This window comes from Sphingomonas sp. 22176, assembly GCF_052045505.1.
In the GTDB taxonomy this organism is placed as follows: Bacteria; Pseudomonadota; Alphaproteobacteria; order Sphingomonadales; family Sphingomonadaceae; genus Sphingomonas.
Map to the genome: position 1 here is coordinate 82,009 of NZ_JBQEPL010000003.1, position 13,609 is coordinate 95,617.

General features: G+C 65.3%; 16 protein-coding genes and 1 tRNA gene. 10 read left to right on the forward strand and 7 right to left on the reverse strand.

The features are described from left to right. Window positions 1–948 (forward strand): acetyl-CoA carboxylase carboxyltransferase subunit alpha, encoded by a 948-nt coding sequence (locus ACTJKY_RS12310; RefSeq protein ID WP_440846449.1) that lies wholly within the window; start codon window positions 1–3, stop codon window positions 946–948. A gap of 62 nt (window positions 949–1,010) precedes the next feature. Here the strand turns inward: ACTJKY_RS12310 and ACTJKY_RS12315 are convergent, their stop codons facing one another. From ACTJKY_RS12315 to ACTJKY_RS12325, 3 genes are all read right to left on the reverse strand, one after another. Beyond that, window positions 1,011–1,178 carry a Flp family type IVb pilin gene (locus ACTJKY_RS12315; RefSeq protein WP_440846450.1) on the reverse strand — a complete coding sequence of 56 codons (168 nt, stop codon included), beginning with the start codon at window positions 1,176–1,178 and terminating at the stop codon, window positions 1,011–1,013. 79 nt (window positions 1,179–1,257) lie between these two features. Then, window positions 1,258–1,425, reverse strand: a complete 168-nt coding sequence (locus ACTJKY_RS12320) for a Flp family type IVb pilin (protein WP_440846451.1) — start codon at window positions 1,423–1,425, stop codon at window positions 1,258–1,260. A gap of 124 nt (window positions 1,426–1,549) precedes the next feature. Beyond that, on the reverse strand, window positions 1,550–1,735 hold the full coding sequence (locus ACTJKY_RS12325) for a Flp family type IVb pilin (protein ID WP_440846840.1): 186 nt from the start codon (window positions 1,733–1,735) through the stop codon (window positions 1,550–1,552). 74 nt (window positions 1,736–1,809) lie between these two features. On the opposite strand from ACTJKY_RS12325, the gene ACTJKY_RS12330 reads away from it, so the two are divergent. Beyond that, complete coding sequence (locus tag ACTJKY_RS12330) at window positions 1,810–2,235, forward strand: (deoxy)nucleoside triphosphate pyrophosphohydrolase (protein ID WP_440846452.1); 426 nt, start codon at window positions 1,810–1,812, stop codon at window positions 2,233–2,235. Between the two features lie 336 nt (window positions 2,236–2,571). Here the strand turns inward: ACTJKY_RS12330 and ACTJKY_RS12335 are convergent, their stop codons facing one another. The 3 genes from ACTJKY_RS12335 to ACTJKY_RS12345 all read right to left on the reverse strand — a co-directional run bounded on the left by ACTJKY_RS12335 (window position 2,572) and on the right by ACTJKY_RS12345 (window position 6,390). Further along, window positions 2,572–4,698, reverse strand: coding sequence for a TonB-dependent siderophore receptor (locus ACTJKY_RS12335; protein WP_440846453.1), 2,127 nt, complete (start codon window positions 4,696–4,698; stop codon window positions 2,572–2,574). Window positions 4,699–4,960: 262 nt separating this feature from the next. Further along, on the reverse strand, window positions 4,961–5,545 hold the full coding sequence (locus ACTJKY_RS12340) for a class I SAM-dependent DNA methyltransferase (protein WP_440846454.1): 585 nt from the start codon (window positions 5,543–5,545) through the stop codon (window positions 4,961–4,963). Window positions 5,546–5,562: 17 nt separating this feature from the next. After that, window positions 5,563–6,390: a methyltransferase domain-containing protein gene (locus tag ACTJKY_RS12345; RefSeq protein WP_440846455.1), complete on the reverse strand. Its 828-nt coding sequence runs from the start codon at window positions 6,388–6,390 to the stop codon at window positions 5,563–5,565. A 42-nt stretch (window positions 6,391–6,432) separates the two neighbouring features. On the opposite strand from ACTJKY_RS12345, the gene ACTJKY_RS12350 reads away from it, so the two are divergent. From ACTJKY_RS12350 to ACTJKY_RS12370, 5 genes are all read left to right on the forward strand, one after another. After that, complete coding sequence (locus ACTJKY_RS12350) at window positions 6,433–7,164, forward strand: double zinc ribbon domain-containing protein (protein WP_440846456.1); 732 nt, start codon at window positions 6,433–6,435, stop codon at window positions 7,162–7,164. Window positions 7,165–7,199: 35 nt separating this feature from the next. Then, the gene (gene grxC, locus ACTJKY_RS12355; protein WP_440846457.1) at window positions 7,200–7,457 is read left to right on the forward strand and encodes a glutaredoxin 3; all 258 of its coding nucleotides are present in this window, start codon (window positions 7,200–7,202) and stop codon (window positions 7,455–7,457) included. After that, a complete protein-coding gene (locus ACTJKY_RS12360) occupies window positions 7,454–8,278 on the forward strand; it encodes a carbon-nitrogen hydrolase family protein (RefSeq protein WP_440846458.1) in 825 nt (274 codons plus the stop codon). The genes grxC and ACTJKY_RS12360 overlap by 4 nt, the downstream gene beginning before the upstream one ends. Further along, window positions 8,275–8,712, forward strand: a complete 438-nt coding sequence (locus ACTJKY_RS12365) for a DUF1178 family protein (RefSeq protein WP_440846459.1) — start codon at window positions 8,275–8,277, stop codon at window positions 8,710–8,712. Before ACTJKY_RS12360 ends, ACTJKY_RS12365 begins: the two co-directional genes overlap by 4 nt. Before the next feature lie 34 nt (window positions 8,713–8,746). Beyond that, window positions 8,747–8,823, forward strand: a tRNA-Arg gene (locus ACTJKY_RS12370). 336 nt (window positions 8,824–9,159) lie between these two features. Here ACTJKY_RS12370 and ACTJKY_RS12375 read toward each other — a convergent pair. After that, on the reverse strand, window positions 9,160–9,957 hold the full coding sequence (locus tag ACTJKY_RS12375) for a Crp/Fnr family transcriptional regulator (protein WP_440846460.1): 798 nt from the start codon (window positions 9,955–9,957) through the stop codon (window positions 9,160–9,162). Window positions 9,958–10,131: 174 nt separating this feature from the next. Here ACTJKY_RS12375 and ACTJKY_RS12380 point away from each other — a divergent pair, with 174 nt between their 5' ends. The 3 genes from ACTJKY_RS12380 to ACTJKY_RS12390 are packed head-to-tail and all read left to right on the forward strand — an operon-like array spanning window position 10,132 to window position 13,445. Further along, window positions 10,132–11,082 carry a ferritin-like domain-containing protein gene (locus tag ACTJKY_RS12380; protein WP_440846461.1) on the forward strand — a complete coding sequence of 317 codons (951 nt, stop codon included), beginning with the start codon at window positions 10,132–10,134 and terminating at the stop codon, window positions 11,080–11,082. A 27-nt stretch (window positions 11,083–11,109) separates the two neighbouring features. Continuing rightward, on the forward strand, window positions 11,110–12,102 hold the full coding sequence (locus ACTJKY_RS12385) for a ferritin-like domain-containing protein (protein ID WP_440846462.1): 993 nt from the start codon (window positions 11,110–11,112) through the stop codon (window positions 12,100–12,102). Further along, entirely contained in the window at window positions 12,102–13,445 is a 1,344-nt protein-coding gene (locus ACTJKY_RS12390; protein ID WP_440846463.1) for an Nramp family divalent metal transporter, read from the forward strand. The genes ACTJKY_RS12385 and ACTJKY_RS12390 overlap by 1 nt, the downstream gene beginning before the upstream one ends. Window positions 13,446–13,609: the final 164 nt, after the last annotated feature.

A 13,609-nucleotide genomic window follows, 5' to 3' on the forward strand; every position in this document is an offset into this window, starting at 1 on the left:
ATGACGACATTCCTCGACTTCGAGAAGCCGATCGCCGAGCTCCAGGGCAAGATCGACGAGCTGCGCAGCGCCGCCCATGACGGCGACGTGGACATCGCCGCCGAGATCGCCCCGCTCCAGGCCAAGTCGGACAAGCTGCTGCTCGACACCTATGCCAGGCTGACGCCGTGGCAGAAGACGCAGGTCGCTCGCCATCCCGAGCGCCCGCACTTCAAGCACTATGTTGCCGGGCTGATCGAAGACTTCATGCCGCTGGGCGGCGACCGCGCCTTTGCCGACGACAATGCGATCATCGGCGGGCTCGGCCGGTTCCGCGGGCGCCGCGTGATGGTGATCGGTCACGAAAAGGGCGACGATACCGCCAGCCGGCTCAAGCATAATTTCGGGATGGGCAAGCCCGAAGGCTATCGCAAGGCGATCCGCCTGATGAAGCTGGCCGATCGTTTCGGTATCCCGGTCGTCACGCTGGTCGACACCTCGGGCGCCTTCCCGGGCGTGCAGGCCGAGGAGCGCGGCCAGGCCGAAGCGATCGCCCGCTCGACCGAGACGTGCCTGTCGCTGGGCGTGCCACTGGTCGCCTCGATCCTCGGCGAGGGCGGCTCGGGCGGCGCGGTGGCGCTCGCCGCGGGCAACCAGGTGCTGATGATGGAGCATGCGGTCTATTCGGTGATCTCGCCGGAAGGTTGCGCCTCGATTCTGTGGCGCACCGCCGATAAGGCCCCCGACGCCGCGGAAGCGATGAAGGTCACCGCCCAGCACCTGCGCGAGCTCAAGGTGATCGACGGCATCGTCCCCGAGCCGCTGGGCGGGGCACACCGTGCACCGGGCCAGGCCGTGCAGGCGCTGGGCGACGCGATCGAGAAGGCGCTGGCCGACCTCGCCGCGATGTCGCCCGAGTCGCTGCGCCAGGCCCGTCGTGCCAAGTTCCTGGCGATGGGTCGCCTCTGAAAACAAAAAAGGGGCTGACGCGGTGCGCAGCCCCTTTTTTCAACCCGCAGGAAGGCGTGCGGTTACGACGCCTTCATATTCGAGCTGACATTGTTGAAGGTGCCGTTGAGGCTGCTGCCCAGGCCCTGCATCGCAGCGATCGCGGCAACGGCGATCAGTGCGGCGATCAGGCCATATTCGATTGCGGTCGCGGCCTTGCGGTTCGCCACCAGCTTGCGAAGCATCTTCATCTGAAGCCCTCCTTCTTCACATCCGGGAGGACGGCGATGCCCGGCAGCGCCCCCGTCCCCGCACGCTCGTACGTTGGGCTTACGAAGCCTTCATGTTCGAGCTGACGTTGTTGAAGGTGCTGTTCAGGCTGGTGCCCAGGCCCTTCATGGCAGCGATCGCGGCGACGGCGATCAGCGCGGCGATCAGGCCGTACTCGATGGCCGTGGCGGCCTTGGAATTCTTGATGAACTTGCGAATCTTAAGCATAGCCGTCTCCATCGTCCCAGAAACTTCAAACACCGGCCCGTCGGGACACCGACGTGGCGAGCTGACCGTAGAGAAGAGGGGTTAAGAAGCGGCTAAATCGCGTGCTTAGCGAAAGGTTTATACGTCAATGGCCGGTGTTTTGGACCTGTTGCGAAACATTGTTCCACATCGCCGTGGCGGTGTTGCCGAACACGCTGAGCGCGCCGACCATCGCCAGCACGACCATGGCGAGGATCAGCCCGTATTCGACAGCGGTGGCGCCGCGATCGGCACGGGAAAGCGCGCGCAGGGTGTGGATCAGGGCTCGCATCGACAACCAATCTCAGTCAATAAACACCGGGAATAGTGTCAGGATTTGGTTGCGAAGTGATTAGCGGGACAGGGATGGTGAACGGGACACGTCCGATGCTGCTGGTGGTGGCAGCGGCGATGATCGATGACGGACGCGTGCTGGTGCAGCAGCGGCCGGAAGGAACGTCGCTGGCGGGCCTGTGGGAATTTCCCGGCGGCAAGATTGAACCCGGCGAAAGCCCCGAGGCAGCGCTCGCGCGCGAGCTGGATGAGGAACTGGGTGTCATCGTCGATCCCGTCTCCCTCGTCCCGCTCGCGTTCGCCAGCGAACCGCTCGCCGATCGACACTTGGTGCTGCTGCTGTACCGGCTGGAGCGCTGGGAGGATGTGCCGGAACCCCGCCACGCCAGCGCGCTTGCCTGGGCGGACATGGCGACGCTGCGGGGGCTGCCGATGCCGCCGGCGGACCTGCCGTTCCTGGAGGTGCTGGCGCCGCTGCTTGCGGGCGGGGCGGTTTAGGAAAGCGATCGGGGGCTAGCGTGGCGTCTGACCTTGGGACGTTCCTGCCCTTCCCACGTGAACCGATGAACGTCGGCTCGAGGTAGAAGCCGACGTTCACGCGTTCGGCGTCGCTATGGCTTTGAACAAGTTAGGTTGAGCCGATTGTGGAGCGGCAGGTTCCAAGTTCAAAATTGGGCCAGGCTGCCGTTCAGCCGGCCCTCGGCACGTGTGAACAACCGCCAACGTGTCGGTCGTTCAAACATGCGCCTCATCGTCCCGGAAGCTGCCGTTGTTCCACATTTGCCGGAATGGCCGATTGTTAGACCGGCCCGCCGTCGGCGCCATCCAGCCTCGTCACCATGACAGGCGGACGCTCAGGGCCCCGTTTATGCCCTCGCCAATGTTGGTCTGGGTCCAGTATTTGGCGTTGAACAGATTGTTGACATTCCCGGTGAAAGTCACCTTGCGTCCATCAATCAGCGTGTCGAACTGGAAGCCCGCGTTCGCCGTAGTATAGGCCGGAACGTAGAGGCTGTTGCTGTCATTGGTGGGTGCCTTGCCGGTATGGCGGACATTACCGTGCAGGCTGAGGCCGGGAATAGCGGGCACATGATATTCGGCATCGCTGGTGAGTTGCCATTTGGCCGCACCGGCCGGCACGTTGCCGCGCAGATCCTCGTTGCCCGCTGACACATTACGAATGCTCGGATCGAGATAGATCACACCCGCCCCCAGCTTCAGATCGTCGCTGAGCCGATAGCTCCCAATCGCCTCGCCCCCCTTATACAGCGTCAGGCCGCCCTGCGTCAGGCGGCGCGCGCCATTGACGAGCCGATCGATCGTGGCGGCGCGCTCGATACGAAAGCCGGCCAGGGTCAGGCTCAGCCGCCGATGCTCAAATTTGGCGCCGACTTCATATTGCCGGCTGAGCGTCGCCTTCAGCACCTCGCCGGCATTGGCATATTCGCCGCCGACCCGGCTGCCCGGCTCCATCGCCTCGACATAGCTGCCATAGATCGAAACATAGGGCGCGGGTTTGTAGATCAGTGCGAGCGTCGGCGTTACCGCCGATGTCCGATAGCCGGAATCGACCGACGCATCGCCGTCCAGATCAAATAGCCTGTATTGCGTATAGCGCGCACCGAGCATCGCCTGGAGATGCTCGCCAAAATGCAGCGTGTCACTCAGGAACAAGGCTTTCTGCCGCTCCCGTGTCGGCCAGCCATCGGTTCCGAAGCTGATCGAACGCGTCACGCGAAATGGCTGATCCTGGTAGATGTTACCATTGAAATCGTTCCCCCAGTAATAATCCTTGTCGCTATAGCCAAATGCGCTGTCCGTGAGCTGGAAGGATGCCCCCGCCACTATGTCATGCCGGATGGGGCCGGTCACGACGTTGCCCTGCACCATCGCTTGCACGAAATGGTTCTTGTCCAGTTCGGCGAAATTATAGGCATAGCCTTCATAGTCGCCGGCAGGATTGCGCATATAGACGAACATCTTGTTCGAGCGATGATATTTGCTCGTGTAGCCATAGGTCAGCCGTGCGGTCCAGCCATCGGCAAACGTCCAGTCGAGCCCGGTGGCCGTGGCCAGCGTCCGTGCCTTGTAATAGCTGTTGGCTACGTTGAGCTTGGAATAGTCATAGGTCGGGCGGGGTAATTCGCTCCCGGCATAGTCTGCCCAGTAGAACTGGAACGGCTCGTGCTGAAGATTGCTGTCCTCATATGTCGCGGTGGCGTGCCATTTGAGGTTGGGGTTGAACGCATAGTCCAGCGCCAGCGATCCGACGAGCCGGTTCACCCCGGCCTGATTATAGGCGGTCCCCTTTTCTCCCCCCAGATTGACCCGATAGCCAAGGCTTCCGTCGCGGGTGAGCGGGCCACCCACATCAGCCCGGGCATAGAAGACGCTGTTGGTGCGATAGCCGATCTCGGTCGTCATCATCGGCTCACTGGTGGGCCGCTTGGTGCGATAGCTGATCACACCGCCCGGTGCGCCGAAGCCGTACATGAAGCCGGTCAGGCCCTTCAACGCAGTGACGCTTTCGATGGGCTCCAGCGGGAAGTCACCGCCCCAGTACAGCAACAACGGTACATCATCGATGTAATAATTGCGCACACCCAGCCCGCGAATCTGCGTACCCCACCAGTTGGTCGATCCCGACGGTGCCGAGGAGAAAACAGACGGATCGTTGGCGAAGATCTGCGCGATGCTGTTGGCCTGCCGCCGGGCAATGTCCTCTGCATCGACGACCGTCACGGAATAGGGCGTGTCCAGCAAGGCTTTCGCGCCCATCGCGCCATTTTCGCCGATCCTGTTCTGGCCCTCATCGGGCTTCAGGCCGGTGACGATGATATCCCCATCGGCACGCCTTTTATCCGCTATTTGTCCGACCTCCTGCGCAGAGGCAGCGGGACAAGCGGCACCTCCTGTCAGCATCATAGCGGACAAGAACGACAGGAAGAATTTATGCGTCATGGAACCCCCTCTTCATCATGGCGGGGCCTCCTATGTGGCAATGCTATTGCGAGTCAATCGCATTGAAAGTGTGGCGAGGGGTTAATACGCCGCTTACGAACAAACTGATCGGCGCGTTGCCGAGTGCATGCTCTTGGCCTTCTGGCAGTAGCGCATGCGCAGCAGTATGGCCGCTTTCGGCCGGAGCGGTCGTTCCCACCCGCTGATGGGAATGGCTTAAGTTGGTCGACAACGGAAGTTGAAACATCCGTCACGACGGACCTCAGGTCCCGCGTGCCACGGCGTCGAAATAGTCGTTGCCCCCAGTATCCCGACGACACCTCACCATCTTCAACCCCGCCGCGGCAAGCAGCGCGTCGTACTCCGCTTCGCCCAGCGATCGCGAACGCCGCCCGGTAAGACTGTCCTCCCAGTCGCAGCGTTCGCGCGGCGCGCTGAACAGGAACCGTCCGCCGGGGGGCAACACCCGCCCGGCCCGGCCGATCACCGCCGTCTGCGCCGCCTCCGGCAGCAGGAACAGCAGCCCGATCGCGACCACGCCGTCGAAGCGGCGGTCGAAGAAGCGGCTGGTTTCCGCCGGCTCGCAGGCTGCGGCCGCCTCGGGCACGTTGGCGCGGAACGCGGCGATCATCTTGGGCGCCGGATCGATGCCGAACAGCGCGAAGCCCTGCGCCGCCAGGCACGCGCCGATCGGCACCCCGGTGCCGCAGCCGATGTCGAGTACCGCGCCGCCGCGCGGCAGCTGGCGGGACCAGCGGAGGACGATGTCGGTGCCGACATCCGAGCGAAGCGCCGCAAAACGTTCGGCAACGGCGTCCCAGCCGGCGGAGGCGTCGTCGCTGGTCACCGACGCCGCGCCACCGCCTAGCCCTTCGGCTTGAGCGCGTCGGCCAGCGAGGCGGTCGCGCTGCCCGGGCGGGCGGGCTTGGGCTGCGAGGGGTCGGGCGCCCAGCCGGTCAGGTAGACGATCGAATATTTCTCCGGCGTGCGGCCGTCCGGATCGGCGCGCTCGGCGAAGGCGGCGGCGGTGCCGAGCAGGGTCTCGCGGCGGAGCGGCGGGGTGTTCGGCAGCAGGTTCGTCGCCGCCATGCCGCGCAGGTCGCGGATCAGCCCGCCCAGCCCGCCATAGCGCACCGTCAGCGTCTCGACATCGGCCACCGGCAGGGTGAAGCCGGCGCGCGAGAGCAGGTCGCCCGCGGCGCGCACGTCGATCTGCGGGTGGAAGCGCGCCACCGGCCGGTCGGCCTCGGCGGCGAGCAGGCAGGCGCGCAGCGTCGCGAGGCTGCCGGCGCCGAGAAAGGCGCCGAGGAACAGCCCGTCGGGCTTCAAGGCACGGCGGGCGAGGGCAAGCGCGCCGGGCACGTCGTTCACCGTGTCCAGCACGCCGGCGGAGATCACCAGGTCGAAGCTCGCCTCGGGGAAGGGGTGCATGTCCTCATCGGCATGGATCGCGCCGCTGGCGGCGGCGAAGGCCGCGCCGGCCTCCAGCCGGCTGACGGTGGCGCCGGGCCAGACGAAGCTGCCGTCGGCGCTGCCGAGGTCGAGCACGGTGCGGAATTCGCGCTTCACGCCCTCCAGCCGCTCGTACAGCCCGTCGAGCATGTGATCGCGCAGGAAGCTTTCATAGCTGCGGGCGGCGCGATCCCGGCGCTTGCGGCGCAGCGCGCGGTCGAAGATTTCGGAGTCGGACACGGCGCGCTTGTGCAGCGGCGCGGGGCTTGGAACAAGAGGGGCGTGGATCCGCGCGCGCCTTTCCTCCGCATCCTCGACCTGGCGCTGCCGCCGCGCTGCCCGGGCTGCGGCGCGATCGTCGAGGCCGATCATCGCTTTTGCGCAAGCTGCTGGGACAGCCTGCATTTTCTCGGACCGCCCTGGTGCGCGACCTGCCATTTGCCGTTCGAGTACGAGCGCGGGGAGGGGGCGCAGTGCGGCGATTGCCTCGCCCATCCGCCGCCGCATGACGGGGTGCGCGCGGCGGTGGCCTATGGCGACGTCGCGCGGCATCTGGCGCTCAAGCTCAAATATGGCGGGCGGCTGGCGGTGGCCGAGACGATGGCGCGGGCGATGGCGCGGCTGGTGCCCGAGGGCGCGGACCTGGTGGTACCGGTGCCGCTGCATCGCTGGCGGCTCTGGTCGCGCGGGTTCAACCAGGCGGTGCTGATCGCGCGGGGCGTGGGCAAGCGGCACGGGCTACCGGTCGAAACCGATCTGCTGCGCCGGGTGAAGGCGACGCCGAAGCTCCAAGGGCTGGGGCGGCGGGCGCGCGCCAAGGTGGTAGCGGGGGCCTTCGCGCTGGCGCCGGAGGCGCGGGCGCGACTGGCGGGAAAGACGGTGCTGTTGGTCGACGACGTCCATACCAGCGGTGCGACGGGCGATGCTTGCGCCCGCCTGCTCAAACGCGGCGGGGCTTCGCGCGTTGTGGTTCTTTGCTGGGCACGCGTCCTCGCTGAGGACGCCATGGATTGACAAGCCGGGGGCCCGCGCACACCTCAGGAAGCATTATGGCAAAGGTCGAAATCTACACCAAGGCGTTCTGCCCCTATTGCACGCGCGCCAAGCAGCTCCTCACCGCCAAGGGCGCGGAATTTGAGGAGTATGACATCTCCATGGGCGGGCCCAAGCGCGCCGAGATGCTGGAGCGCGCGCCGGGCCGCACGACGGTGCCGCAGATCTTCATCGACGGGCAGCATATCGGCGGCTCGGACGATCTCGCCGCACTCGATCGCAAGGGCGGATTGGACCCGCTGCTCGCCGCATGAGCCGCGCCGCGCTGCTCCAGATGACCAGCGGGATCGATCCCGCCGCCAACGCCGAGACGCTGGTCGCGGCGGTGGCGCAGGCCAAGGCGGGCGGGGCGGCGATGCTGTTCACGCCCGAAATGTCCGGCCTGGTCGACGGTAACCGGGAGCGCGCGCTGCCGCACTATCGGCCCGAGGGCGAGGATCCCGTGCTGGCCGCGGTGCGCGATGCTGCGGCGAAGCAGGGCGTCTGGGTGCATTTGGGCAGCCTGGCGGTGCTGCGCGAGGACGGCAAGCTCGCCAACCGCGCCTTCATCATCGACGATGCGGGCGAAATCCGCGCGCGCTACGACAAGATGCACCTGTTCGACGTCGATCTGCCGACTGGCGAGAGCTGGCGCGAATCGAACAGCTACACGGCAGGTGCGGGGCCGGTGGTGGTCGACACGCCGCTGGGCAAGCTTGGCCTCGCCATCTGCTACGACCTGCGCTTCCCGGACCTGTTCCGCACGATGAGCGATGCGGGCGCGACGATCCTGGCGGTGCCGGCGGCGTTCACGCGGCCCACTGGCGCAGCGCACTGGCACGTGCTGCTGCGCGCCCGCGCGATCGAGGCGGCGGCGTTCGCTATCGCCGCTGCGCAGACCGGCGAGCATCAGGACGGCCGCGCCACCTACGGCCACAGCCTCGCCATCGATCCCTGGGGCGACGTGCTGCTCGACATGGGCGATGCGGCCGGACTCGGCTTTGCCGAGCTCGACACCGCGCGGTTGGACGATGTGCGGACCCGCGTGCCGGTGCTTCGGCACCGCCGCGCGATCCCCGAGGCGACGCTCGCGTGATCGTTTTCGACCTCAAGTGCACCAGTGCGCATGTGTTCGAGATATGGTTCAAATCGAGCAGCGCCTACGAGGCGCAGCGGGTGCAGGGGCTGATCGTCTGCCCCCTTTGCGGTGACAGTAACGTCACCAAGGCAGTGATGGCACCAGCGGTAGCCGCCAAGGGCAATCAGGTAGCCGAGAAGCCGCCGGTTTCGCCCGAGGCCTTCCAGGCGGCGCTCGCCGCGATCGCGCAGATTCAGGCGAAGCAGCTCGAAACTTCCGAATGGGTGGGCAAGGCGTTCACGGAGAAGGCCCGCGCCATGCATCTGGGCGAGGCACCCGAGGCGCCGATTCACGGCCAGGCGACGCTGGAAGAGGCAAAGGCGTTGGTGGAAGAGGGCGTGTCGGTCGCGCCGCTGCTGGTTCCCATCGTCCCACCCGAGGCGCGCAATTGATTTGGCCGGCATAGGCCGGTACGAGCACCCGCGTGGCCCGGTAGCTCAGCAGGATAGAGCAAGCGATTCCTAATCGAGAGGTCGGAGGTTCGAATCCTCTCCGGGTCACCATCTCCCTAGCTATGGCGCTGTCTTCATTGGCTCTGTCTCGCGGTTAGACAAACGTGAGGCGACGAGGTTAGACAAATGATGTCGGCGGACATCCCCCGGTCTGCTGCCGCTCAAAAAAGCTTACAATCGAATTCTGTCTGAAACTCCGCCTGCTGCCCGCGTCTGTCGCAGTCCCGCGAAGAACCGTACAATGATCTGGATGTCGGAGTCGCAGAATGGGACAAAGCTGCCATAGCCACGTTGCCGGCCGAATGGCAGATACTGGGTGAAGATCGGTCGACCGCGCCAAGGTTTTCACGCCGAATAGGTAAGACGGAATTTGGCGCACCGGTTCAATCAAGGCACCAAGGTGGCCTGCGAGATACGAAGTTGACCCGGCGATGGAGGAGGAAGCTGCACTCCCCGCGGCCAAGGCGCAATTTCCGCAGCATACCGCGCCTCGGCAGCGCCATACGAACATCCTGCCACCACCGTCAGGCGCTCGCGATCACAGATAGTAAGGCGTGCACGCTCGCAGCGGAGTATCTTCTCACCCTCTAGCACATGGAAGCATTCGGTCACGCTCGCCCGTCGTGTGTGAAGGGCGCGTGCGACCTCGTCATGCGTCAATGACAGCGTGTCGCCTTGGCTGCGATCGTGGAGCATCAATAACCATCGAGCGACGCGGCGTTCCAAGGGATCGATCGTGTTCGAGCCCAGCATCGAGGCCATCTGCTCCAGAAAATTGTCCGCATACCGCAGCAGATTGGCGCGGAGCGTCAGACTCTTCGCGCACGCCTCCAGCAGGGGCCCGGCCGCAATGGACAGGACGGTACCGCCCTGCATCTCCACGGTGGCGCGGGTAGAGCTCTCTTCCACCCCCATCAGCAGCGACCAGCCCAGCATGCCCTCATGGCCGACCAGGCCGAGGGCCGGCTGACGATCGCCGAGAAGCGCCTGGCGAACACAGAAGACCGCCGTCTCCGGAAAGATCAATTGCACCGCCCCGCAGGGCGTGCGGCTTACCCGGTCCTCGCGGTCGACGTGCAGGCGGGAGAGGTGCGGGATCAGCAACCACGCGTCGCTTTGCGGGAGGGATCGCAGCAGCAGATTGCCGCGGATGTCCGGCGCATGGCGGGCGTTCGGTTTCGGCATCGGCGCGACCCTCTTCTCGTTGCCTGTAAGCTTCGCAACGTGCGGCGCCACGGATGCACGAAAACGCCCAGCACGGGACATTTTGTACGACACCGTACCCAGCCCGCGCCGAACCGGAACTGCTTGAAAATGCCCGGGGTTCGAACGTCCGCTACCACCAGGGAGGCATGCGCCGTGAACCAGGAAGTCGAGCTTATCGAAGCATTCGAAAAACAAGCCCAGCGCCGAAAAGACCGCCGAGAATTCTTCAAGGCCTTCGCGCTTACCGCCGTGGCCGGTGGCGGGCTGGCAATGGCGACCAGCATCCAGCGCGCCGCCGCGCAGGCCACCCTTACCGATGGCGACGTACTCAACTTCGCGCTCAACCTCGAATATCTCGAGGCGCAATTCTATTCCTACGCCGCGAACGGCGTCGGCCTGTCCGCCGACCTGCTGACCGGCTCCGGCAAAGTCGGCGCTGCCGTCGGCGCGCGCCAGGCGACCTTCAAGGATCCGGCGGTCGCCGCCTATGCGCAGGAGATCGCAGCCGACGAACGCGCCCATGTCGCGTTTCTGCGCAGTGCCATCGGCGCCACCGCCGTCGGCCAGCCGCAGATCGACATCGGCGTTTCGCCCACCAGCGCCTTTTCCAATGCGGCGCGTGCCGCAGGGCTGATCGGCCCGGGTGAATTCTTCGATCCCTATGCCAACGACGAGAATTTCCTGCTCGGCGCGTTCATCTTCGAGGATGTCGGGGTCACGGCCTATAAGGGCGCCTCGCCGCTGATCACCAACAAGGTGTTTCTCGAAGCGGCGGCGGGCATCCTGGCGGTGGAGGCCTATCATGCGGCGCTGGTCCGCACGACGCTGGACGCCAAGGGAATCGCCGCCCCGAGCCTGGTCGATGCGACCGAGGCAATTTCGACCGCGCGCGACAGTCTCGATGGAACCAGCGAAGATGATCAGGGCATCCGCGCGATCGGCACCGCCAGCAACATCGCGCCGCTCGATGCCAACGGCCTCGCCTATAGCCGCTCGACCGGACAGGTCCTCAATATCGTCTACCTGAACAAGGCAGCGGTCACGGCGGGCGGATTTTTCCCCAACGGCGTCAACGGCACCATCGTCACCAGCGCAGCGAACTGATCGCTCGGCTCCAGGGAGGATTCAGCCATGAACCACGATATCGTTCTCCAAGTCCTGGACGCGTGCGACGCTCGCCGCGCCGAACGCCGGGCCTTCATGAAAAATGCAGGCTTCGCGGTTGCGGGCGCCACCATGCTCGCTGCGTGCAGCAGCAATGACGATGGGCCGGGATCGATGATCACGCCCACGCCTACCCCAACGCCTACGCCCAGCCCCTCCGGCGCGCTCTCCGATCAGGACGTGCTGAATTTCGCGCTGAATCTCGAATATCTCGAAGCGCAATTCTACTCGTTCGCTGCCAATGGCGTTTCGCTGCCCGCCAGCCTGCTCTCCGGGACCGGCCAGGCCGGCACGGCCAATGGCGGGCGACAGGTTACCTTCAAGGACGACGCCGTGGCCCGCTATGCTCGGGAAATCGCCGGCGACGAACAGGCGCACGTCGCCTTTCTGCGCAGCGCCCTCGGCAGCGTTGCGGTCGCACAGCCCATGCTCGATCTGTCCACGGACGTGAACGGCGCCTTCTCAACCGCCGCACGTGCGGCCGGGCTGGTTGGCACCAACCAGGCATTCGACCCCTATGCGAGCGACGAGAATTTCCTGCTCGCCGCCTTCATCTTCGAAGATGTCGGGGTCAGCGCCTACAAGGGCGCCTCGCCGCTGATCACCAACAAGACCTATCTCGAGGCAGCAGCGGGCATCCTGGCCGCCGAGGCCTATCATGCCGGGCTGATCCGCACGACGCTGTACCGCAAGGGTCTGGCCACACCATCGCTCATCGACGCGACCGAAGCCATCTCGAGCGCGCGCGACAGCCTGGACGGATCGAGCGACCTCGACCAGGGCGTCCGCCCGATCGGCAATGCGACCAACATCGTACCGACGGATTCCAACGGCGTGGCGTTCAGCCGCTCCGCCGGTCAGGTGCTCAACATCGCCTATCTCAACAAGGCCTCGGTCGATCGCGGCGGATTTTTTCCCACCGGCGTCAACGGCACGATCAAGCTCAGCTCCGCAAACTGATGCCGCCGTTCGAGGGGGAGATAGGCGCTCCCGGGGGCTCGACCGCGATTCACGCGGCGAGCCTTCCCGGCGCGTTTCGGAGCATCGCCGTGCCCGCCGCCGCGGGGTTCTGGCGCAAACTGGGTGCCTTTGCGGGCCCCGGCTATCTCGTCGCGGTCGGCTATATGGACCCCGGCAACTGGGCGACGGGTCTCGCCGGCGGTTCTGCGTTCGGCTATTCGCTGCTGTCGGTCATCCTGCTTTCCAACCTGATGGCGATGCTGCTTCAGAGCCTGTCGGCGAAGCTGGGCATCGTCACGGGCATGGATCTCGCCCAGGCCTGCCGCGCCCGCTATTCGCTTGTGCCCCGGATCGGCCTCTGGCTGCTCTGCGAGCTGGCGATCATCGCTTGCGATCTGGCGGAAGTCATTGGCACGGCGGTGGCACTCAAGCTGCTGTTCGGGCTTCCGCTCGTGGCCGGGATCGTCGTCACCTCTCTCGACGTGTTGCTAATCCTGATGCTGCAGCGCCGAGGCTTCCGGCAACTGGAAGCGTTCATCGTAGCGCTACTAATCGTCATCGCCCTTTGCTTTGCTGTGGAGCTCGCCTGGGCGCAGCCAAGCATCGCGATGATCGGCGCCGGGCTGCTGCCATCGCCCCGGATCGTCACCGATCCCACGATGCTATACGTCGCGATCGGGATCCTCGGTGCGACGGTGATGCCGCACAATCTCTATCTCCACTCCTCCATCGTGCAAACGCGCGCGTTCGACCGCAGCGAACACGGGAAGCGCGAAGCCATTCGGCTCGCCACGATCGACAGCACGGTGGCACTCAGCCTTGCGCTGTTCGTCAATGCCGCGATCCTGATCCTCGCCGCGGCCGCGTTTCACGGAACAGGCCAGACCAGGGTAGCGGAAATCAGCGACGCCTATGCCTTGCTGGCGCCAGCGCTCGGCGTGGGTTTGGCAAGCACGCTCTTCGCGGTGGCGCTGCTCGCGTCCGGTCAGAACGCCACCATTACCGGGACGCTGGCCGGGCAGATCGTGATGGAGGGCTTTCTCGACCTGCGACTGCCGCAGTGGCTGCGGCGCATGATCACACGCGGGCTGGCCATCGTGCCTGCCGCTGCAGTCGCGGGCGTGTACGGGGACGGCGGCGTGGCGAAGCTCCTAGTGCTAAGCCAGGTGGTACTAAGCCTGCAACTTCCGTTCGCCGTCGTCCCACTCGTGCGCTTTACTGGCGATCGAGCATTGATGGGGCGCTTTGCCAACGGTCGAGTGATCCGCACCGGTGCGCTTTTTGTCACGACCGTCGTGATCACGTTGAACGGCGTTCTGATAACCCAGATGGTCTTTGGTTGATTTCGCGTATTCGACAATTTGCGAGCTGGGTGAGGGATTGAAGAGGCTGGCACTCTCCCGTCATGACCCATCGGAGCGCAGTCAGAGGCGTCTTCTGAACGGCGGATTTTGACGCGACCGGACGGTCAGAGGCCGTAAATCAACGACGCATTCTGGTCGAGAGC

Bases quoted from the DNA above. Each gene is read 5' to 3' on its own strand.
- ACTJKY_RS12310 (WP_440846449.1), top strand. From the start codon at position 1: ATGACGACATTCCTCGACTTCGAGAAGCCGATCGCCGAGCTCCAGGGC.
- ACTJKY_RS12330 (WP_440846452.1), top strand. From the start codon at position 1,810: ATGGTGAACGGGACACGTCCGATGCTGCTGGTGGTGGCAGCGGCGATG.
- ACTJKY_RS12375 (WP_440846460.1), bottom strand. From the start codon at position 9,957: ATGCCGAAACCGAACGCCCGCCATGCGCCGGACATCCGCGGCAATCTG.
- ACTJKY_RS12315 (WP_440846450.1), bottom strand. From the start codon at position 1,178: ATGAAGATGCTTCGCAAGCTGGTGGCGAACCGCAAGGCCGCGACCGCA.
- ACTJKY_RS12335 (WP_440846453.1), bottom strand. From the start codon at position 4,698: ATGACGCATAAATTCTTCCTGTCGTTCTTGTCCGCTATGATGCTGACA.
- ACTJKY_RS12320 (WP_440846451.1), bottom strand. From the start codon at position 1,425: ATGCTTAAGATTCGCAAGTTCATCAAGAATTCCAAGGCCGCCACGGCC.
- ACTJKY_RS12385 (WP_440846462.1), top strand. From the start codon at position 11,110: ATGAACCACGATATCGTTCTCCAAGTCCTGGACGCGTGCGACGCTCGC.
- grxC (WP_440846457.1), top strand. From the start codon at position 7,200: ATGGCAAAGGTCGAAATCTACACCAAGGCGTTCTGCCCCTATTGCACG.
- ACTJKY_RS12360 (WP_440846458.1), top strand. From the start codon at position 7,454: ATGAGCCGCGCCGCGCTGCTCCAGATGACCAGCGGGATCGATCCCGCC.
- ACTJKY_RS12390 (WP_440846463.1), top strand. From the start codon at position 12,102: ATGCCGCCGTTCGAGGGGGAGATAGGCGCTCCCGGGGGCTCGACCGCG.
- ACTJKY_RS12325 (WP_440846840.1), bottom strand. From the start codon at position 1,735: ATGCGAGCCCTGATCCACACCCTGCGCGCGCTTTCCCGTGCCGATCGC.